A 21,178-nucleotide genomic window follows, 5' to 3' on the forward strand; every position below is an offset into this window, starting at 1 on the left:
GCCATGGATTTCAGAAGTTCCCATACATTCGACGAATGCAAACGAAACGAAGGACAAAAGGCCCTGGATCTCGTTCTGGACGGGCTGAAAAAGGGAAGCGTTCCGGGGACGGAATGGACCGGCTGGATCGACTATCCCGACGAAAAAATGGCGGAAGATATTCGCGAGGTAAAGGCCTATGTCGACACCATCGATGCCCGGGACCTGTACGTCTTGGGCATCGGCGGGTCCTACCTTGGGGCCTATGCCGCGATTTGTGCCCTCGAAAAAGAAGGCGTGCATTTCTACGGAAATTCCTTTTCCGCGCGGGATTTGGAAAGAGGCCTCACGTCCTACGATCCGAAGAAGGACCACGTGGTGGTGATTTCAAAATCCGGATCCACACGGGAGACGGCCATGGCCTTTCGCTTCTTTTTGGAAAAGGCCGAGGCGGCCGGCGCAGATCTATCGAAATGTGTCACCGCCATTACCGACGGAAAAAAAGGAAAGCTTCACGATTTCGCCGAAGCGAAAAAGATTCGCCGCTTCGTCGTTCCAGAGGACATGGGCGGGCGCTACTCCGTCTTAAGTCCCGTGGGCCTGTTTCCCATGGCCTTCGCCGGCGTGGACCTCGAGGCCTTAATGCAAGGGGCGCGGGATGCGAAAGATGCCGTCGCCAGCGACCCGAAAAACAATCGGGCCGTCGACTACGCCCTCGCTCGCCACGGCTTGCGCCGCGAGGGGAAAGTGGCGGAGATTTTCGCCACCTACGAGCCGCGCCTCGCGCCTTTGGGCCGCTGGTGGCAGCAGCTCTTCGGCGAAAGCGAAGGCAAAGAAGGAAAGGGTATTTTGCCCCTCACCTTAACCTACTCCACGGACCTTCACGCCATGGGCCAATGGGTGCAGGAAGGGCCGCGAAACTTTTTTGAAACCGTGCTCTACGCCGAGCGCTCGGGATCGGATCTGAAGATTCCCGCCATGGCCATGGACGACGGATTGGATTCAATGGAAGGCGTGGCCGTAGACGATGTGAACCGCGCCGCCTTCGAAGGAACGCGGGCGGCCCACGAAGCGGGGAACGTACCCACGATCTCCTTCGTTTACGACGCTTTCGACGCCTACGCACTGGGCGAATTTTTCTATACCATGGAATACGCCTGTGCCATGAGCGCCTATCTTCAAGGGGTGAATCCCTTCGATCAACCGGGCGTGGAGGCCTACAAAAAAGCCATGAAAGAGCGTTTATAACTTAAAGAGACAAAAGGGGGCCCCAGCCCCTTTTTTAAATGGAAGGGCCCGATCGAGCGGGGGAAAGTTTTTGAAATCACTTGAAACGGCATCATAGATGTGATACTATGATAAATTTCCTAAATATGATATAATTAAATTGGGAATATAGGTAGGATAGGAGGAAACTATGTTTAATATAGGTGATAAGATCGTCTATCCCGTACACGGTGCCGGCATCATCGTCGACATCGAGACCAAGGTGATCTTGGGAGAAAAGAAAGAATACTACGTCATGAAAATCCCCGTCAACGAAATGAAGGTGCTGGTTCCATTGGGCAGCATGGGGGATGTGGGCATTCGCGACATTAAGACGCCGGAAGAAATGGACAAGGTGTTGGAGGTGTTGAAAGATCCCGCCAAGGAAAAAATGCCGACAAACTGGAATCGCCGTTACCGCTTCCACCAAGACAAGATCAAAACCGGCGACTTGGAAGAAATCGCCAAGGTCATTAAAAATTTGGAAAGCCTGGACAGAGAAAAAGCACTCTCCACAGGGGAACGCAAAATTTTGAACACGGCCCGCCAAATTATTTTGTCTGAAATGGTCCTGGTCTACGATAAAACCTTCGACGAAGTGGTGGAACTCGTGGACAATACCATGGCGGAGGGTTGCCTGAAGGACATTGAAGAAAGAAAGTAGGGTGCGCATGGGAATTCGATCGAATCGCATCTTCCACTGGGTGTTCCGACTGCTGTTTACCCTTTTGGGCCTGGCCGTCGGGCGCTTGGTTTTGGGACTGTTGCGCGATTTAAATGCCATGAAAATTCTCGGTCGTCTGATTCCCCAAGGGGCGATTCCCGTCGTCATTTATATTTTATTTGCCATTATATTTTTTATCCTCGGGAAACACGCTTACGGGGCATTGTGGCGCCTTGTGGATTTTGCCGAATCGGAAATGAAAGACATCCCCGCATCGGATATTTTGTGGGGCATTCTCGGTTTGATCATCGGCATTTTAATTGCCTTTCTCGTGTCCCTGCCCATTTACCGGCTGAACATCGACTACGTCAGCAGCATTTTGTCGCTGATCATTTACATCGTCTTGGCCGTTTTGGGCATACGGATTATGCTTTATAAACGAGAAGAAATCGCCGGCTCCTTTCGGAACCTTTTTCTCCAGGGAACCGGCGCCGTGAAGTTGAAAAGCGGCGACAAAAAACAAGGCGTGCCGAAGCTTTTGGATACGTCGGTCATTATCGACGGGCGAATCGTGGACATTATCGAGCTGGGCTTTCTCGAAGGGCCCATCGTCGTGCCCGATTTCGTGTTGCGGGAGCTGCAAGGCATCGCCGATTCGTCCAACGGCATGAGCCGGGCGAAGGGCCGAAAGGGTCTGGACGCACTGAAAAAGCTTCAGGAGGACAGCCGCTACAAAATTAAAATCGTGGAGAAAAACTACGCCGATTTAACGGAAGTGGACACCATGCTTTTGCGCATGGCCAAAGAAGTAAAGGGCGTGGTGGTGACCAACGACTTTAATCTAAACAAAGTGGCCGAGGTGCAGGGCATTCGCGTCTTGAACATCAACGCCTTGGCCAATGCCATGAAGCCCGTCTTCGTCACCGGCGAGAAGATCAATGTCTTCGTCGTGAAGCCCGGCAGCCAGGAAAAACAGGGCCTGGGGTATTTGGACGACGGCACCATGATCGTCGTGGAAAACGGCATCGACTACATCGGGCACAATGTGGATTGCATGGTGACCAGCATGCTTCAAACCTCGGCGGGAAAAATGATTTTCGCCAAACCCATGGATTAAAAAAAGCGACCTTTCGCGGAATGCCGCGCGGGTCGCTTTTTCTATGCGCTCAACTTATTTAAGTTTGAATAAGTGGTGAACTTTCTTGCCTTTTCGGACGTGAACGCCTTTTTTCAGCGCATCCAAGGTGATGATCGCATCGTGGGATTCGACTTTTTCGTCGTCTACGGACACGCCGCCTTGTTTAATAAGTCGGCGTCCTTCGCTGGTGGAGGCGATGAGATCGCCTTTTTGCATGAGTTCAACGATGGTAATGCCGTCTTTCACCACGTCTTCGGAAAGTTCCGTGGTGGGCATGTGTTCCGTGTCGCCGCTGCCGCCGAAGAGCACGCGGGAAGCTTCCAGAGCCTTGTCGGCTTCTTCCTTGCCGTGAACTTCATTGGTGATTTCCCAAGCCAAGCGTTCCTTGGCCACATTCAGTTCTTGGCCTTCCAATTTTTCGTATTCGGCGATTTCTTCGTCGCTCACGTCGGTTAAGAGCTTCAGGAATTTCACGACGTCGCGGTCGTCGCAGTTACGCAGGTATTGGAACATTTCGTGGGGCGGCGTCTTGTTGGGATCCAAGAAAATGGCGCCCTTCATGGACTTGCCCATCTTTTGTCCGTCGGCGGTGGAGAGGAGCTTGAAGGTCATGGAGTAGACCTTGCCGTCGTCCAGCTTGCGAACCAAGTCGTAGCCGCCGAGCATGTTGCTCCATTGGTCGGAGCCGCCTAATTGCAATTGGCAATTGTATTTTCTGTAAAGAATCAAAAAGTCGTAGGACTGCATGAGCATGTAGCCCATTTCAAAGAAAGTGAGCCCTTGTTCCAGGCGGTTGGCGTAGGCATCCAGCTTCAGCATGTGGTTTACGGAAAAATGCACGCCGATGTTGCGCATGAAATCCAGGTAACCGAGGTCCAAAAGCCAGTCCGCATTGTTTGCCACAATGGCCTTGCCGTCGGAGTAGTCGATAAAGTGGGACAGTTGACGTTTGAAGCAGTCGATGTTGTGGTTGATGTCTTCTTTCGTCAGCATTTTACGCATATCGCTGCGGCCGGAGGGGTCGCCGATTAAGGTGGTTCCGCCGCCGAACAGGGTAATGGGCACGTGACCGGCCCGTTGGAAATGTTGAAGAACTTTTACTTGAAGGTAGTGACCTAAAGTAAGGGAATCGGCGGTGGCGTCGAAGCCGATATAAAATGTAATCGGTCCTTCGGCCAAGCGTTCGCGCAATTCTTCCGGGAATGTTACTTGGTCAATGTAACCTCTTCTTTCAAGTAGATCAAATACGTTCTCAGTCATGATGCCTCCTTTTTTAAGCACAAAAAAAGCTCCTGCGAAAGGGCGTCTTCCAACGCGGTACCACCTTTCTTCGCAAAAAGCCTCGAAAAAATTATCATACTCCAGCGTTGTAATTTTGGTGACGCCATCATCGTATCTATGAATTTGTTCTCCATTATATGGTCGTATAAAAACTTTGTCAAGCAAAAATCGTTTTTTTCTTTTGAAATTGTGTTATGATGAAAAAGAGGTGGCATATGATTGGCGTGGATTTGGTTTACATACCGCGAGTAAAAGAAGTAATGAACAGGCGCGGGGATGATTTTCTCGAAAGAGTGTTTTCCCCGGAGGAACGGGCGAATCTGAATTTACGCCCGGAAACCGTGGCCGGCCGCTTTGCCGCAAAAGAGGCCATGGCCAAGGCCCTGGGCGTGGGCCTGTTTAAAGCGGGATTTAAAAATTTAATCGTGACACAAGACGCGAAGGGCGCCCTTTGCGGACGCTACAAAAATGACACCTTCGATCTGTCCCTCTCTCACGAAAGAGACTACGCCGTGGCCGTGGCCCGCCTGCGAACGGGCGGTGATCTTTGCGTATCGAAGGAGGCGGCGAATCTGCTCCCGGTGGTGGATGAAAAAGACCACAAAGGCGCCCGGGGAAAGGCGGCCATCGTCGGCGGAAGCGCGGGCATGTTCGGCTCCGTGGATCTTTCTTCCTCGGCGGCCTTAAGGGCCGGTTGCGGCCTGAGCTACGCTTACGTTCCCGACGCCATTGCCGACGATTTTTCCCTGCGCATGCGGGAAGTAATCGTAAAGAAACAGAGCGCTTTAGATGATTTAAAGGACGTGGACGCTTTGGGCATCGGGCCGGGCATGGGCCGCGACACTCGGGCGCGGGATGCATTTTTAAAAGTATATGCCCTCGGCCTTCCCATGGTAGTGGATGCCGACGGCCTGTACCATTTGGCGGAAGCGAAGCCCGAAGGGGCTGGACCGAAAATTTACACGCCCCACGCCGGGGAAATGGCCCGCCTTATCGGTTGGGATGTGTCACGGGTAAACGCCCACCGGGATGATGCCGTAGACGAATGCCTGGCCCGCTACGGCGGCGTCGTAGTCTTAAAGGGCCACGGAACCATCGTCGCCTCGAAAGAGGAGCGCGTAGTCAACGAAACGGGAAATGCCGGCATGGCCACGGCGGGTTCCGGCGACGTTTTGACCGGCATCATAACGGCGTTTTTAGCCCAGGGGCTGGATTGTTTTCAAGCGGCGCGCCTCGGGGTATATATACATGGATTGGCAGGAGATCTCGCCGCCTTACATAAAAGCAAGTGGGGACTGATCGCTTCGGATTTAATCGACTATTTGCCCGAAGCCTTTCTCCGCCTCGAGGCCGCGAGAGATCTGTCAGAATTAGAAAGGTTGTGATCTATGGTTATTAAGAGGGGCGATGTGTTTTATGCCGATCTGAGCCCGGTCATCGGTTCGGAGCAGGGCGGCGTAAGGCCCGTGGTCATTATTCAAAATGACGTGGGCAACAAGTACTCGCCTACGACGATCGTGGCGGCGATCACATCGCAAATGAACAAGACAAAGCTGCCTACTCACGTGAAGGTGAAGGCTGCGAACAACGATTTGCCGAAAAACTCCGTTATCCTTCTGGAGCAGGTGCGAACTATTGATAAAAAGCGCCTCAGGGAAAAGATCGGTAAGTTCAGTACGAAAATTATGGACGACGTGGACGAAGCGTTAAAAATCAGCATCGGTCTGTAATACATAGACGAGCGCGGGCAAGCCCCGCGCTTTTGTCGTTTTCGTTGGTCTCGTCGGTGGATTGTTGTATAATAGATAGGATGAAATAAAACACAGAAAGGATGAGATTGTGAAACGCAATTGGAAAAAAATAAGCGCGGCCTGTGCCCTGGGACTTTTATTGATGGGCGCGGCGGTTCCCGCTTTTGCCAAAGACGACGATCCCTTGGTTTCATTAAGTTATTTAAACCAAAGGCTTGAAGCCATACAGAACAATCAAAATCAAAAATCGGCGGCTCCTTCCGGTGCGCAGACCCTGGAAGTGGTGGAATTAAAGGCCGGCGATAAAATCATCGCGGCCCAAGGCGCGGAAATGATCCCGAGAAGCGGGCGGGTGGAAACCATCGCCCAAGAGCTCGGCGGCCTCAGCGACATTACCGCAGGCGTCGACTTAAAACAAGGGGAACGTGCGCCTCTGAATCACATGCTCATCGCGCCGAGAAGCGACGGTCGGGGCCTTAAAGCCTCCACCAATGCCATCGTCCTTATGCGGGGCAGCTACCGCGTCGCGAGAGGCATGTAGCGGAGATGACGATGAAAGTTCTTCATCTTATCAGCGGCGGCGACACCGGCGGGGCGAAGACGCATATTTACACTTTGCTGAAAGGCCTCGAAGCCCATCATCAGGTGAGCATGGTCTGTTTCTGCCCCGGGCCTTTTCTCGACGGCGCCTTGGATTTGGGCATTGATGCTCGTCTCGTGGAACAGAAAAACCGCTTCGACATGGGGGCACTGAAAGAAGTGGCCCGCATGATCGAGGAGGAAGGATTCGATTTAATCCACTGCCACGGCGCGCGGGCTAATTTTAACGCCCTGTATCTCAGAAAACGCGTGGACGTGCCCATGGTCACCACTTTGCACAGCGACTATTTGCTGGATTTTAAAGACAATTTTATTAAGGACAAGGTCTTTACGCCCTTGAACAAATACGCCTTAAAGCGATTCGACAACTACATCGCCATTACGGAGCGCTTCAAGACCATGTTGGTGAGTCGGGGCTTTCCGGAAGAAGCCATCTTCGTCACCTACAACGGCATCGACATGAAAAAGCCGGAGATCGCCGTGGATAAAGACCGCTTTTTGGATCGCTACGGCTTGAAAAAATATTCAGACCGCATGCTCTTTGTCATCGCCGCCCGTCTGGACTTAGTGAAAGATCACATGACCCTTTTGCGGGCCGTGGCCCTGAATAAAGAGGCTTTTAAAGGCGCTCACGTATTAATCGCCGGCAGGGGGCCGGAGCGGGAAAAGCTTATGGCCTATGTGAAAGAAGAAGGCCTGGAGGATGCGGTCTCTTTCTTAGGTCAAGTATCCGATCCCTTCAGCCTCTATGAAGCCGGAGACGTGAATATGCTTACCTCCGTCTCGGAAAGTTTCCCCTACGCCCTTTTGGAAGGGGCTAAGGCAAAAATTCCCTTTATCGCCACGGATGTCGGCGGCATCGGTGAAATGGCCGGGGACTATGGCATGCTCTTTCAGCCGCAAGACGCTGAGGGCCTTTCCCGAAACATGCTCTATGCCTTAAATCGCCCCGACGAAATGAAGGCGCGAGGCGAGGGTCTGTACCGCTTTGTAAACGAACACTTCAGTCAGGAAGCCATGGCCGAAAGCCATTCGGAAATCTATAAAAAAATTCTTCAAAGGAGCCAACATGATCGATAAAAAAGGAAAACTCTTCGGCAAGATCAATGTCATCGACTGCCTGTTCTTGCTCATACTCATTGTCGCCGTCATAGGCGGCGTCTCTCGCTTTAAAGATTCCTCCATTGCCGTGGAAAGCACGTCCAAGGGACGGATGACCTTCCTCGTGGAGAATGTGCGCACGCCTACGGTGGAAAACATCACCGAAGGTCAGGACCTTTACAGCTACGACAAAGGCATTTTTATGGGTAAAATCTCCGGAAAAACCGTGCGTCCCTACGAAGATGCCGTGGAATATGAAGGGCAGTGGGTGAACGCGCCGGTGCCGGACAAATATTCCGTCTACCTGGACGTGAATGTGGATATTAAGGAATCGGACAAGTCTTACGTCGTCGGCGGCGAAGAAATTCGCGTGGGCAACGAGTATCGCGTCAAGACCAAGACCTCCGCATTTACGGGCATTTGCGTAGGCATTACTAAAGACGGGAAGTAATTATGATTCAATCCAGTGTACTGATTCAAGGATTACTTACTGCAGTGCGGGCATTGGAGAATTGGTATAAACACAGTTTCCTTCACGGTTTTTTTGCGGCCGTGGGCGGCGCGATAAACAGACAGTGGCGGGCATCCGCGACGCGAAAAATGCTGGACGGGGCCGAGGCAGCCTTCGCCGGCACCTTGTTTTTTCGCATCCTCCGGTTTTTTTACCGCCTGTTCAATACCATCGCTCACTGGGTGCGCATTCGCCTGACGGGCGCCGTGTCCGGCTCCGTGGGCTTTGACATCGCGGACAGCTACCGCGCTTGGGATTCGGCCTTTAAAACCACGGGCATGATCAGCGTGGGCTTCGGCTTAAGCGTGTTGATTCTCTCTTTACTGCACCGCAGCCTTTGGGGCATTTCGGGCCTTTTCTTTCTTCTCGCAGGCCTTTTCATGTACAAAGTCTCAGAGGGCATCGACGAAATCGCCGAAAGCTCCTACGCACTGAAGGGATTTCGGCATCTGTGGCGTCTGCTTTTACACGACAAGGAGGTGGCATCGTGGAAACGCGCGTAAAAATCAACCCCCTCCTCCTGCTCGCTCTGGGCTTTGTCGTCGGCGGCGTGGGCCTGAGCATTAAGATTCCCTTCGTGGTCTTGCTCTTTGCGGGCCTGATCGGGCTCATGGTCTTTTTTGAAAATCCCATGGTCTGCCTCATCGCCACCACCTTCGGTTACGTGTTTTTGCCGGATCTCTTGGTTCTCATGCTCCTATACGGCACCTTCGGCCTGTATCTGTTCAGAAAATTCTTCAAAAAAGACGATCCCCTCATCGTGGCCGGCCACGAAGTGGTGCCCTATATGTACTTTCTCTTGATGGTAATTCAGACGGCGACCTCCGTCTACCTTATGGGTTCTTTGCGGGATTTGGCCATCCACACGGCGGGCTTTATGTACCTGATCTTTTTGATTAACGAAGTAAAGACAGTGGAGCAGCTCCACGGCGTCATCGTCGCCGTAGTCTGTGCGGCGACGCTCCTCGCCCTGGTGGGCATTTACCAATACGTCGTCGGCGTGGACATTAAGAAGGAGTGGGTGGACACTAGCTCCAACGGCGCCATCCGCGCCCGGGCCTACTCGGTCTTCGGCAATCCGAATATTTTCGCCGAGTACCTGGTCATGACCATTCCCCTCTGCGTGGGCCTGTTTTGGTCCACGAAGCGGGACGGCGTGCGGATCTTCTTCTTGCTCCTCTTTGCCGTGCAGGTCTTGTCTTTATTTATGACCATGTCTCGCGGCGGCTGGCTGGGCCTCGCCGTGGCGGCCATCGTCTTTATTTGCCTCGTGCGAAAAGAGCTCTTACTCTTGGCCATCCCCCTGATGGGGGCGGCGGTGTTTGTGGTGCCGGAAAGCATCGTCAATCGCTTTATGACGATTTTTAATTTTGCCGACTCCTCCACCTCCTATCGCTTCAAGATTTGGGAGATTACCGAGGCGGTGATTCGCGATCACCTCATCGTCGGCCTGGGCCTGGGCCACTTGCCCTTTAAAATGGTCTTCGAACAATACATTCGCACCATGCCCATTTACCACGCCCACAATACCTTTTTGCAGGTTTTTGCGGAAATGGGCTTGATCGGATTTATCCTGTTCATTATCTTTATGGTGAGCCTATTCGTCAATTTGGCCCGCTACCCCTTAAAGAGCGAAGACAGATACGTGAAAATCATGGGAGCGGCCCTTTGCGCTTCCTTTGCCGGCATGCTTTTTCACGGCATGTTTGAAAACATCTTCTACATGACCAAGATCACCACCACCTTCTGGCTCCTGCTGGCCATTTCCTTCGCCCTGGTACGCATTTGTAAACGACATCTCTCCGCGGAACAAGGGGAGAAAAGGATGGATTGTTATGGGAAAGAAAGTTTTATTTAGCGGCTATTACGGCTTCGATAACAGCGGCGATGACGCGATTTTGCACGCCATCGTAGCGGACATCAGGGCCTGTGATCCCACCGTACAATTGAATGTTCTCTCCTACGATCCGCCGAGAACCCGCCGGCTCTACGGAGTGAACGCCACCCAGCGCTTTCACTACAAATCCGTGAAGAAGGCCCTCATGGGGACGGATCTCTTGATTAGCGGGGGCGGGTCGCTCCTCCAGGACGAGACCTCTTCCAGGAGTTTGTATTACTACCTGGGCGTCATGGCCCTGGCGAAGCGCATGGGCAAAAAGATCTACGTCTATGCCAATGGCGTCGGGCCCATTCACAAATCTCTGAACCGAAGACTGACGGCGCGCATTTTAAACAAGGTGGACTACATTACCCTGAGGGATGCGGACAGCGCCAAGGTTCTTGAAGACATCGGCGTGAAGGTGCCGCCGGTGGAAGTCACCGCCGATCCCGTCTACGGCATCGAAGGCATCAGCAGGGAAGCGGCGAGAGCGATCCTCAGGGAAGAGCGCATCGACCCGGACAAGCAATTTCTGGCCATCGCCGTGCGTCAGTGGAAGAAGGCTCCGGCATTGGCATCGAAAATCGCTTACGTCGCCGACCGCGCCCACGAAGAATTGGGCCTCGAGATTTTATTTACGCCTCTGCACTATCCGGAAGACAAACATTTCGCCGAGGGAATCAAGGCGAAGATGGTGCACAAGGACCACTGCCACGTCTTAAGCGGCAATTACGGCGTGGAAGAAATGGAAGGGATCATCGGCCTGTGCGACCTGTTGATCGGCATGCGCCTTCACGCCTTGATCTATGCCGTCACGTCGAAAACGCCGGCGGTGGGCATCGTCTACGACCCGAAAGTAAAGGCTCAACTGGAATCTCTGTCCATCGACGCCGACATTCAGGCCGAGGGCATGGATGAGAAAAAGCTCCTAAACGCCGTAGTGGCCATGTACCGTAAGCGGAACGAGGAGCGGGTGCGCCTGGAAGCCCAGCACCGGGTGCTCTTGGAAAAAAGCAGGAGGAATGTGAAGCATGTCTTCGACCTTTTACAATCCTAAGGACAAGATCAAAATCTTTAACACCGTGGTGGATCCCGTGAGCGAAAAAGAGAGCCGCGCGATCCTCTCCGGTTTTCTGGACGAAGGCGGCTTTCACTGGATCTTTACGCCCAACACGGAAATCGTCATGGCCTTGAGAGAAGACGCCGAAAAAGCGACGGTGATGAACGAGGCGGATCTCGTGGTACCCGACGGCATCGGCCTGGTCATCGGCTCGAAAATGGGGGGCCATCCCTTGGAGGAGCGGGTCACCGGCTACGATTTATCCATCTACCTTTTGGAGCTGGCCAAAGAGAAGAACGAGCAAATTTTCTTTTTAGGCGGCGAGCCCAATGTGGCGGCGGAAGCGAAAAAACGGGTAGAAGAGAAGTACGGGCCCATTGTCGCGGCAGAGCACCACGGGTATTTTAAAGGCGCCCACCGCGGCTACGAAAATTCCGAAGAAGAGGCGGCGGTGATCCGCGCCATCAACGAAAGCGGCGCGTCGATTCTCTTCGTGGGACTGGGCTTTCCGAAGCAGGAACAGTTTATATTAAACAATCGAGACAAGCTCGAAAACATCGTCGTGGCCATCGGAAACGGCGGCGTCTTGGATGTGCTTGCGGGAAAAGCCAAGCGGGCGCCGGATATTTTCATTCGGCTCCACCTGGAGTGGTTTTATCGTCTGTTAAAAAATCCTTCCCGCATCGGGCGGCAAATGGCCATTCCGAAATTCTTATGGACCATTGCAAGAAACAAAAAGGCGGTCACCGTCGTAAAAGAAAACAGAGGAGGATCTCATGAATCATAACGAACAGTTCGCGGTCAACACCTTGCGGGCACTTTCCATCGACCAAATCGATGCGGCCAATTCCGGTCACCCGGGCCTGCCCTTAGGCGCGGCGCCTATGGCTTGGGCCTTGTGGGCCAATACATTAAACTTCGATCCCAAGGATCACCTGTGGCCCAATCGCGACCGCTTCATTTTAAGTGCCGGCCACGGCAGCGCCCTCTTGTATTCTTTGTTCCACCTTTTCGGCCTGGGACTGGATGCGGATGATTTAAAGAATTTCCGTCAACTGGATTCGAAGACCCCGGGCCATCCGGAGTACGGCCACACCGCCGGCGTGGAAACCACCACCGGCCCCTTAGGCGCAGGGATCTCCACGGCTGTGGGCTTTGCCATGGCGGAAACTCGCCTGGCCGCCATCTACAATGAACCGGGCTACGACTTTATCGACCACTATACTTACGTTCTATGCGGCGACGGCGACTTAATGGAAGGCGTGAGCAACGAAGCCTCCTCCATCGCCGGCACTTTGGAGCTGGGCAAGCTCATCGTCCTCTACGATTCCAACAACATTACCATCGAAGGCAATACGGAGCTGTCCTTTAAAGAAGACATCGCCGCCCGCTACCGCGCTTTGGGCTGGCAAGTGCTCACCGTGGAAGACGGCACCGACGTGGAAGCCATTACCCGGGCCGTGGAATCGGCGAAACAGGAAAAGGTCAAACCCACATTGATCGAAATTAAAACCGCCATAGGCTACGGTTCGCCTCTGGAAGGCTCCGCCGGCGTACACGGTTCTCCCCTCGGCGAAGAAAAAAATCAAGCCACCCGCGAAAAATTAGGTTACGATGTGGCGCCCTTCGTCGTGGCAGACGAGGTAAAGGCCTTCGTCGACGAAAAGCTCGAAGAAAAGCGCAAGGTCTACGACGAATGGAAGGAATTGGAAGAAAAATACAAAGAAGCCTTCCCGCAAAAGCACGAAGCCTTCCTGGCAAGCTACGACACGAAAAAGCAAGATCTCTCCTTTATGGACGAAGATGCTTACTGGGCGCCTGTTGAAAAAGACATGGCGACGCGGGCAAGCTCCCACGAAGTCCTGCAACGGGTCGCCGCCGGCATGGGCAATCTCTTCGGCGGAAGCGCCGACTTGGGCCCCTCCAACAAGAGCGACATGAAGGGCGAAGGCCAATACAGCGTGGACAATCGCCCGGGCGGAAACATTAATTTCGGCGTCAGAGAACATGCCATGGGCGCCATCGTGAACGGCATCTACCTCCACGGCGGCTTCCGTGCCTACGGCGCCACCTTCCTGGTCTTCAGCGATTATCTGAAACCGCAACTGCGTCTCGCCGCCCTCATGGGCATTCCCACGGCCTACATCTTCACCCACGACAGCATCGGCGTCGGCGAAGACGGGCCGACTCACCAACCCATCGAGCATCTGGCTATGCTTCGCTCTATTCCCAATATGATCACCTTCCGTCCGGCGGATTCCACGGAAGTGGCCGCCGCCTGGTATGTGGCCATGCACAGCGAATCCAGACCCGTCAGCATGATCTACACCCGTCAAACCCTGCCGGAGCTTGAAGGTTCTTCCAAGGACGCATTGAAAGGCGGTTACGTGGTGAAAAAAGAATCCAACGCGCTTGATCTCATCTTTATCGCCACGGGCAGCGAAGTGCATCTCGCCCTGGAAAGCGCCGAAGCTCTGGAAAAAGAAGGCCACGGCGTGCGGGTAGTCAGCATGCCTTCTCAAGAGCTTTTCGACGAACAACCTGAGGAATACAAAGAAGCCGTGCTTCCCTCGGCTATGCGCAACCGAATTTCCGTGGAAGCGGCCACGACCATGGGCTGGTACAAATACATCGGTCTCGACGGCCTGGCCATCGGCATGCATTCCTTCGGCGCCTCGGGCAAAGCCTCGGAAGTATTTAAACGTTTCGGCCTAACCACAGAGGCCGTAACGGAAGAAGCGAAGGCTTATTTAAAGAGCCGCAAGTAATGACGGCCCGAAGAAAAATTGCGGTTTTGCTCTTGGCCCTCGCGACGAGTTTGTGCGGCTGCACCGAAAAAAACGCCTACAAAGACGGCACCTACGAAGGGCGGGGGAAGGGCTACAACGAAAAGGAGCCCATCATCCTTCGCGTCGTCATCGAAGGCGGGCGCATTTCAGACATCGCCGTCATAAGCCACGGCGAGTCCACGGAGCAGGTGCCCCAGGCGGAAAGCGCCCTGGAAAAACTCCCCGGGGCCATGGCGCGGAAAAACACCCCCATGGTCGACGGCATCGCCGGCGCCACGGAAACATCGGCGGGTTTACGAGCCGCCGTCGGCGACGCGCTTCAAAAGGCCGGGCAATAAAAGAGGACCTCTATAAAATTGCACGGACCCCCAAAAGTTGGACCAAGAAATTCAACCTTTGGGGGTCTTTTAATGGCAAAATGCAGTTACGAATTCAAGAGGAAAATTATTGAGCAATACTCGAATGGTAACGTAGGTTATAAAATTCTGGCTAAGAAATACCAGATTGGCGTCTCACGGATTGAACGATGGGTCAGTAATTACAAACATTTTGGCGATGAAGGCTTAATGCGCTCTGGCAATAAATGCGCTTACAACGTAAAGTTTAAGTTAGAAGCCAACACACGCTATAAAACGATCAAATCAAAGAAAAGTTAGAAGACATGAGTCCGAAGCAATACCGTGAACTTATGAAATCTGAATAGAAGGAATGTTATGTTAAACAAAATCGAGCAAGGGAAATCCTTTCCAAAAAGGGAGAAGATCCATATCAATTTTGGATCAATCACCAAACATCAGCAGACGGCGAGGACTCGGTCGTAAAAGTGCTTCGAATAGGGCGGCGGCAATAGAGATCGGACAAAAGTTAGGTGAAAATTCCTTTTCAATTCAGTATGATTAAAATAACAACTAATTAGTGTGAGGAGGAAGCCGTGAACCGATTTTTGCCTTATAAAAAACCGATCTTGCTTTGGGCCCATAGCCTTACTCAGCTGGCCCTTTACTGGTTTTATTTAGTTGCCGTAAAAAAAGGCGGAGGCAGTTTTCATATCGTCGCCTTAACCGGTCTTTTTACGCTCACGAATTTTATCTCTTTCTTTATTTTGCTGGAGGAGAGAGAAAAAAATTACGTCTACCGGGTTTGCACGACTTTGCTTTTAATTCCACTTTATTTTATTTCGGAAGATTTCATCGTAACGTATCTGGTCAATGATATTCTTCTTCGCTACTTTTTTGTTCTTCAGCTGATTTTTTCCTATATGGATATCGTCTTGGAAGGACACTTTCGTTTCGGTCTCTCTCGTCTCATTACACTCCTCGCTTTTTTAGCGATCTTTCTTCTATCGACCTTTACTTCTATGGAGGTCAACTTTCTATATATGGGGATCTACTTTATCTTTTGTCTGTTTCCCCTTCTCTTCTTCCTCGTCAAAAAGAATGAAATTCAAGGGCGGGGTCTTTACAGTTACCGGATTATGGTGTCGACTGCGGTCTTTTTGGTCTTGTATTTATGGGGCGGTTTCTATCTTTCGTCTCTATGGAATTATTTTGAGAATTTCGAGGAATTTTACATGGTGGCCGTCTTGGCCGGTATCTTGATCTATTTGCTTACAAAAGCGTGTCGCTTATCCTTCAAAGCCTTTGCCCCGTCTTTTAAAGAGTGGGCGAAGTATTGCTCTGTGCTTTCTCTCATTCTTTTTATCGTCAACGGTTTTCCAAGGGATTTTACTAAAATTCTCTTCCTCTCCCTCTACTTGAGCGCATTTTTCGTCATGGTCTCCAATTACTTCAATTACCGCGATCTGAGCCGGGAAGAGATAGGAAACCTCCTGAACAGGGGAACGGAAAATCTCCTGTTGGATAAGTATGCGCGCCTCTATTCCGAGAAAAACACCCGTTTCCTCCACGACATGATTTTGCAGGACATTATTCTCGCACAGAAGCTGGTTCAGAAGTCGCCGCTTTTTTCCGAGAGGGAGCAAATTCTGGAGATTCTCTCCAACGACATCGTAAAAATTCGCCAAGAATTGAATGCCTATGACCCGACCTTAAGTACTAAGGAAAGCTTAAATAACAATTACTACGGCCTTATTAAAGATTTGGAGGGTAAGTATCAAAATCGAGGCATTTTAATCGACTTCACCTGTTCCGAGGATTTTTCCGTGCCCGGTCCATACGACCGCTTTCTATATAAAACCCTATACGAGTTGGTGAGCAATCTTTTTAAACACGGAAAGGGCGATTTCGCAGAGATTCGCTTGGAGGAAAAACAAAAGGAGATTCGTCTGTCCATGACAAATTACGGCGATTACTTGGAGAAAGGTGCGGCACGGGGCACCGGCTTAAAATTGTTGGATTTCGAAATCAAACGGCTGGACGGAGTATTTCGGATAGAAGAAGGACGAGGAGGAGAGGAAAAGTACCTGGCCTTTTATGTGAATGTACCGATTAAAAAGGAGCGGATCTATGAAGATTATGTTAATCGAAGATCATAAAATGCTGGCCCAATGCCTGAAGATGGATTTAGAATCCGACGGTGAAATCCGGGTGGATATACTAGAGAAAATGGAGGACATTAAAGATAAATTAAAGGAAGAGACCTACGATCTTTTACTTATAGACATTAATCTGGACGGCTTAGCGAAGGGAGAAAATGGTTTGGAGTTAAGCGAAGCGTTGATACGGGATTTCGGTGCAAAAGTGTTGATTTTATCGGGCTATAATCTGGATTTTTATCGGGAGAAGGCCGAAGATATGGGATGCATGGGGTTTATTTCGAAAGAAGAGTCGACCCAAAGTCTATTAGCGAAGATACGGGGAGTTTGCTTGGAGAACAAAAGGTATTTTTCTTCAAAGAAACACCTTCAAGAAAAACTCACGGAAAGTGAATTAAGAATTCTCCGCCTTTATGCCTCGGGAAAATCCCGAAAAGAAGTCGCGAAAGAAGCCTATATGTCCACATCTTCCCTGGCCGTCTTGTTGAATCGCATTTATGGTAAGTTGGACGTAAAAAATTACCAGGAGATGGTACAAAAAGCCAGAGAAATCGGCTATATCGATCCCTTTTAAGGAGAAGCGCCACAAGCCTTCTTCTTTTTTTGTGAATAGTTCGGACAAAAGTTAACTGCGAGTGAGGTGCAAGTTTCCTATAATCAATAGAAAAGGAGATGAGAGATAATGAACAAGAAAAAAACAATTTTGGGAATTTTGTTGGTTTTGGTCGTTCTGGCTTCGGCGCTGTATCTAAAAAAAGAATCCACCTATTCCATGGTGCAGGGCCAAAGGAAAAGTGAAAATAGCCAAGGTAAAAGACAGGACGGTTCCGATGAGAGAAGCCCGCAAGATATTGCTGCGGACAAGAAAATTGCAAAACAACGGGCGAAGAACAGAAAGGATTGGATCGAAGAAGGTCGGAGCGGCTCAGTGACCAGAGGCGGCGACATCGTCCTCGGGCCAATGGGCGATGAAAGGGGTCCGGAATTATTTGCTGAGTTGGAACAATCTGTATCGAATTATATTAAAGCAAAACCGGACATCTATCCTCCGAGGGAAGAGGGACACGAGAACGATCATGAGGCAGAGTTGGTCTTTATGCCGACGGTGGATTACCGAATCGATGAGATGATCGGTACCATCCCTGCGGAAGCACGAAAAGGCCCGATTCAAGGTCTTGGAAATGACGAACTCTTTGTCTATGAAGCCAGAAGGCTGGACGGGTCCTATGACGAACTTCTTTTAGCCAGGCCTCATGGCGAGAAGGAATGGAAGGTAGTCTTTGCCGGGTCTTACTACGACTTGAAAAAGGCGGTTCAATAAAGGCAAAAAAATCTTTTTGAAGAGCAGGTACAGGTCGGCCTGTGTTAGGAGAAAAGGGGAGAAATCGATGTTTGCTGTCGTAAAACTGGAATTTAAAAAAATAGCGACCAAGAACAATGCCCTGATTGCGTGCCTGTTTTTGTTGATTTGTCTGGCCAAGATCCTTCCTTATAGCCAATCCCTAGACATGGTCTTAGAGGGAGGAAAGTTTGGCTCCGGTCTTTCCTATTGGGCGTTGCTGAAAGAAGAAGGGATTAAATACGACGGCTCTTTAACCGAAGAGCAAATGAAAAAGGTCCAAACTCTTTACAGCGAAAGCAAAGAAAAAGACTATGTGGAAGGCGCGCGAACGGAAGAAAAAGAGTTGGGCTTAAAGTTGATTTACCCCTTCCAGTGGCTCGCGCAAAGTTTGAATTTTCCGAAAGAGATCGAAATCCAAGACTTTTCAATTCATATGAGCGATCAAAGGATTGAAAATTTTTACCAAGATCGTTTAAAGGCCATCGGTTCATGGGCGCGCACCTCGTATCGGTCCTACGACCGGTCGGAGGTTGAAAGCATTCTTAGTCAAGCCGGAGAAGTGAAAACGCCCCTTTACTACGCTTATAATGAAGGATGGCGTTACATGGGCGATGCCCTGCACATGACTTTTTACATTTTTTTAATCTACTTGGCCCTCGCCCTGTCTTCTTTAACGTCGGCCGACGAGGCGCAGGGATTTACTGAAATGGACGTGCACACGAAGAATGGGCGCCTTTCCCTCTATTTGGCCAAGGTAAGGGCGGCAGAATTATTTGCAGGCCTCGCCTACCTCGCTTATTTGTTTTTTTTGCTTCTCTACCACGGGATGATTTATTCCCTTCACGGAGCCGATGCCTCCATCGAATTTTATGCCGGACCGGCGGTTTTCAACCTCACCACATGGCAAGGGTATTTTCTGGAGGCCTTATCTGGTTTTGGCGCCGTTCTCGTGGTGGTCAATATTCTTCTTTTCTTCTCCCTGGCCTTCCGCAAGTCGAAAGTCTCCCTTCTCGTCTTGGTGCTTGCCTTTGTTTGGCTTCAGAAGTGGGCGTATTCACCGCAGCCCTGGGCGAACACTCTGGCCTACTTTACGCCGCAAAACTTTGTGCAAGGCAATTTTTCCGCGTCCAAGCTTTTGGTCCTTCAAAATCACGTCTATCCATTTACGGCGACGGCCTGCTTTCTATCTTTGATTTACATTGCGATTAGCCGATTTTTGGCCATGGTGATCATGAACCGCTATTATTTAAAAGGAGGAGAGGGCAAATGAAGTTTTTACTGGAAGTCAATAGAAAAAGAATACTTCCATTCCCCTGCCTCCCGGTCCTCTGTCTGTTTTTATTGCTTTCGTCGATCTATCTTATCAAGATGGAACAGGGAAGGTATCTTCAAGAGAGCTTGCACGTAGAAATTTCTGACGGTACGGAATACCGCTATCTGATGGAGGAGACCTGGTACGACGATACAAAAGTAGAGGATTTAATTGCAAAGTACGACTTGCCTCAAGAAAATTTGATCAAAGAGGATATTGATATCGACGAGTTTTTGCCTGTTGAGAGTGTAAATGACGCTCTTCTCCGGGGAAAAAAGCCCCGAGCACAAGGCTTTTTCGAGTATCGAATGAATCTGATAAAAAAGGCAGGTCAAGCTCAAGGAGTGAAGCCAATGGATCGGCTCCTTATCGGCTATTGCGAAGGATGGAAAGTTCTCCTTCGAAACTTCGATAAGCTTTTTTACGCCGTCGCCTTGGCCTTGATCCTTCTTCTCGTTCCCGTAATGAGAGAGGACGAGCGGTTCAAAACGAAAGATCTGGTGGAAGCCACCCTTTACGGGAAGAAAAAACTCTTTCAGGCGCGGCTGATCAACGGTTTGGAAATTGGCGCCATCACCTATGTGGGCGGCGTGGCTTTGTTTTCTCTTTTGGTTTTGTTCATTTACGGAAGCGACGGACGAGACCTTTTCATTCAAAATTCAAGAGAATTTTTCTTCTTTCCCATTCAGGTGACCTATCTTCAGTATTTTATCTATAAATTTTTTAATGGCCTTGCATTGACCTTTTGCCTTGTCTTTCTTTTTCTTTTTTTAGGCGATCGAATCAAAGACGTCAAGGTCTCTTTTTCCCTCATTCTGGCCTATGCGTCCATTCATTTCTTGCTTCAATCCCTGTGGACATCTCCTGGTACCGGGAAACTTCTCTTCCTTTCGCCCTTATCTTTAATTAACATCGAAAGTCTACGTGCCCGCGTATCCTCTCCGGGGCTAGAAAGTTGTTACTTGCTTTCGCTAATCATTCCCATAATTTACGGGGCGCTTTTATGGATTGGGTTGTGGCTGGAAAAAAGGAAGTCGTTTGGTGACGCATAAGGAGCGCTGATTATGTTAAAAATTGAAAGCGTAAGCAAAAAATTTGGAAAAAAAGAAGCTCTTTCGGATGTGGACTTGGAACTGGATGCCGGAATTTATGGGCTTTTAGGGGATAACGGAGCCGGGAAGTCTACCTTGATGCGGTTATTGGTCGGCGTGGATAAGCCGACGAAGGGCCGTATCCTCTACGAGGGAGAGGATATTTCTCAGCTGAAAGGAAAGTATCGAGATCTTTTAGGTTATATGCCCCAGGAATTTGCGGTTTTTCCCGGCTTTACGGCCGGTGAGTTTCTAAACTATATGGGCGCATTAAAGGGATTAAGCAAAAGGGAACTGAAGGAAAAAATCCCTCGGGTTCTCGCTTTTGTAAATCTTGAGGATGTAAAGGACAAAAAAGTATCGACTTTTTCCGGTGGGATGAAGCGGCGGGTCGGCATCGCCCAAGCTCTGCTAAACGATCCGAAAATTCTTATTTTAGATGAACCGACGGCCGGCTTGGATCCCGGCGAACGCATTCGATTTTCAAACATTTTGTCCAATATGTCCAAAGATAAGATCATTCTTTTTTCAACCCATATTATTTCCGACATTGAAGCCATTACAAAAAGCATTATCATTTTAAACGACGGAAAAATTCGGGCCAAAACCACGTCGGATAAGTTAATCGAAAAAATGGAGGGCCTTGTGTATGAGGTGACGATTCCATTTTCGGAATTGGCAGCTTATGAAAGAAAGGTTCAAATTATTCGGATGCGATATGAAGGGGAAAGGTTAAAAATTCGCTACACAGGCGATGCTTTGGAAGGTGCCCGTCCTGTCCAAGCGAATCTTGAAGACTATTACATTCTTCATCGCAATGAAGTTATTTAGGCACAGCATCCATGAAAAAAACACCTGCGGTTGAACGGGCTCCAAAAAGTCTTAAAAATCGAGGTTGGCGGTGAATAAAAAGAAAGTTC

22 protein-coding genes are annotated in these 21,178 nt (G+C 50.4%); 21 read left to right on the forward strand and 1 reads right to left on the reverse strand.

Features of this window, described 5'->3' with window-relative positions; genetic code table 11:
* Window positions 1–3 precede the first annotated feature (3 nt).
* The 3 genes from DG046_RS00800 to DG046_RS00810 all read left to right on the forward strand — a co-directional run bounded on the left by DG046_RS00800 (window position 4) and on the right by DG046_RS00810 (window position 3,026).
* Window positions 4–1,227: a glucose-6-phosphate isomerase gene (locus DG046_RS00800; RefSeq protein ID WP_159082005.1), complete on the forward strand. Its 1,224-nt coding sequence runs from the start codon at window positions 4–6 to the stop codon at window positions 1,225–1,227.
* Window positions 1,228–1,396: 169 nt separating this feature from the next.
* On the forward strand, window positions 1,397–1,909 hold the full coding sequence (locus tag DG046_RS00805; RefSeq protein ID WP_108830701.1) for a CarD family transcriptional regulator: 513 nt from the start codon (window positions 1,397–1,399) through the stop codon (window positions 1,907–1,909).
* Between the two features lie 7 nt (window positions 1,910–1,916).
* Window positions 1,917–3,026, forward strand: coding sequence for a PIN/TRAM domain-containing protein (locus DG046_RS00810; protein WP_234411433.1), 1,110 nt, complete (start codon window positions 1,917–1,919; stop codon window positions 3,024–3,026).
* 54 nt (window positions 3,027–3,080) lie between these two features.
* Here the strand turns inward: DG046_RS00810 and tyrS are convergent, their stop codons facing one another.
* Window positions 3,081–4,307, reverse strand: a complete 1,227-nt coding sequence (tyrS, locus tag DG046_RS00815) for a tyrosine--tRNA ligase (RefSeq protein WP_108830702.1) — start codon at window positions 4,305–4,307, stop codon at window positions 3,081–3,083.
* Window positions 4,308–4,543: 236 nt separating this feature from the next.
* Here tyrS and DG046_RS00820 point away from each other — a divergent pair, with 236 nt between their 5' ends.
* The 18 genes from DG046_RS00820 to DG046_RS00905 all read left to right on the forward strand — a co-directional run bounded on the left by DG046_RS00820 (window position 4,544) and on the right by DG046_RS00905 (window position 21,089).
* Window positions 4,544–5,713, forward strand: a complete 1,170-nt coding sequence (locus DG046_RS00820) for an NAD(P)H-hydrate dehydratase (protein WP_159082006.1) — start codon at window positions 4,544–4,546, stop codon at window positions 5,711–5,713.
* 3 nt (window positions 5,714–5,716) lie between these two features.
* Window positions 5,717–6,058: a type II toxin-antitoxin system PemK/MazF family toxin gene (locus DG046_RS00825; RefSeq protein ID WP_108830704.1), complete on the forward strand. Its 342-nt coding sequence runs from the start codon at window positions 5,717–5,719 to the stop codon at window positions 6,056–6,058.
* Between the two features lie 109 nt (window positions 6,059–6,167).
* Window positions 6,168–6,620: a hypothetical protein gene (locus DG046_RS00830; protein WP_108830705.1), complete on the forward strand. Its 453-nt coding sequence runs from the start codon at window positions 6,168–6,170 to the stop codon at window positions 6,618–6,620.
* 11 nt (window positions 6,621–6,631) lie between these two features.
* The gene (locus tag DG046_RS00835) at window positions 6,632–7,759 is read left to right on the forward strand and encodes a glycosyltransferase (RefSeq protein ID WP_159082007.1); all 1,128 of its coding nucleotides are present in this window, start codon (window positions 6,632–6,634) and stop codon (window positions 7,757–7,759) included.
* Window positions 7,749–8,231, forward strand: coding sequence for a DUF4330 domain-containing protein (locus tag DG046_RS00840; protein WP_108830707.1), 483 nt, complete (start codon window positions 7,749–7,751; stop codon window positions 8,229–8,231). Before DG046_RS00835 ends, DG046_RS00840 begins: the two co-directional genes overlap by 11 nt.
* Before the next feature lie 2 nt (window positions 8,232–8,233).
* On the forward strand, window positions 8,234–8,794 hold the full coding sequence (locus DG046_RS00845) for a hypothetical protein (protein ID WP_108830708.1): 561 nt from the start codon (window positions 8,234–8,236) through the stop codon (window positions 8,792–8,794).
* Complete coding sequence (locus tag DG046_RS00850; RefSeq protein ID WP_108830709.1) at window positions 8,779–10,149, forward strand: O-antigen ligase family protein; 1,371 nt, start codon at window positions 8,779–8,781, stop codon at window positions 10,147–10,149. The genes DG046_RS00845 and DG046_RS00850 overlap by 16 nt, the downstream gene beginning before the upstream one ends.
* Window positions 10,127–11,227, forward strand: a complete 1,101-nt coding sequence (gene csaB, locus DG046_RS00855; protein WP_108830710.1) for a polysaccharide pyruvyl transferase CsaB — start codon at window positions 10,127–10,129, stop codon at window positions 11,225–11,227. The genes DG046_RS00850 and csaB overlap by 23 nt, the downstream gene beginning before the upstream one ends.
* The gene (locus DG046_RS00860; protein WP_108830711.1) at window positions 11,202–12,017 is read left to right on the forward strand and encodes a WecB/TagA/CpsF family glycosyltransferase; all 816 of its coding nucleotides are present in this window, start codon (window positions 11,202–11,204) and stop codon (window positions 12,015–12,017) included. Before csaB ends, DG046_RS00860 begins: the two co-directional genes overlap by 26 nt.
* A complete protein-coding gene (gene tkt / locus DG046_RS00865) occupies window positions 12,007–13,998 on the forward strand; it encodes a transketolase (RefSeq protein WP_108830712.1) in 1,992 nt (663 codons plus the stop codon). Before DG046_RS00860 ends, tkt begins: the two co-directional genes overlap by 11 nt.
* Window positions 13,998–14,357 (forward strand): FMN-binding protein, encoded by a 360-nt coding sequence (locus tag DG046_RS00870; protein WP_108830713.1) that lies wholly within the window; start codon window positions 13,998–14,000, stop codon window positions 14,355–14,357. The genes tkt and DG046_RS00870 overlap by 1 nt, the downstream gene beginning before the upstream one ends.
* Window positions 14,358–14,429: 72 nt before the next feature.
* Window positions 14,430–14,675: a helix-turn-helix domain-containing protein gene (locus tag DG046_RS09980; RefSeq protein ID WP_108830714.1), complete on the forward strand. Its 246-nt coding sequence runs from the start codon at window positions 14,430–14,432 to the stop codon at window positions 14,673–14,675.
* Window positions 14,676–14,950: 275 nt separating this feature from the next.
* Complete coding sequence (locus tag DG046_RS00880; protein ID WP_108830715.1) at window positions 14,951–16,513, forward strand: sensor histidine kinase; 1,563 nt, start codon at window positions 14,951–14,953, stop codon at window positions 16,511–16,513.
* Complete coding sequence (locus DG046_RS00885; protein WP_108830716.1) at window positions 16,485–17,087, forward strand: DNA-binding response regulator; 603 nt, start codon at window positions 16,485–16,487, stop codon at window positions 17,085–17,087. Before DG046_RS00880 ends, DG046_RS00885 begins: the two co-directional genes overlap by 29 nt.
* A 108-nt stretch (window positions 17,088–17,195) precedes the next feature.
* Complete coding sequence (locus DG046_RS00890) at window positions 17,196–17,834, forward strand: hypothetical protein (RefSeq protein WP_108830717.1); 639 nt, start codon at window positions 17,196–17,198, stop codon at window positions 17,832–17,834.
* A gap of 67 nt (window positions 17,835–17,901) precedes the next feature.
* Window positions 17,902–19,125, forward strand: coding sequence for a hypothetical protein (locus DG046_RS00895; protein ID WP_108830718.1), 1,224 nt, complete (start codon window positions 17,902–17,904; stop codon window positions 19,123–19,125).
* A complete protein-coding gene (locus DG046_RS00900) occupies window positions 19,122–20,219 on the forward strand; it encodes a hypothetical protein (protein ID WP_108830719.1) in 1,098 nt (365 codons plus the stop codon). Before DG046_RS00895 ends, DG046_RS00900 begins: the two co-directional genes overlap by 4 nt.
* Window positions 20,220–20,231: 12 nt before the next feature.
* On the forward strand, window positions 20,232–21,089 hold the full coding sequence (locus tag DG046_RS00905) for an ABC transporter ATP-binding protein (RefSeq protein WP_108830720.1): 858 nt from the start codon (window positions 20,232–20,234) through the stop codon (window positions 21,087–21,089).
* Window positions 21,090–21,178: the final 89 nt, after the last annotated feature.

The sequence above is a fragment of the Aedoeadaptatus coli genome (assembly GCF_900343085.1).
Classification (GTDB): Bacteria; Bacillota; Clostridia; order Tissierellales; family Peptoniphilaceae; genus Aedoeadaptatus; species Aedoeadaptatus coli.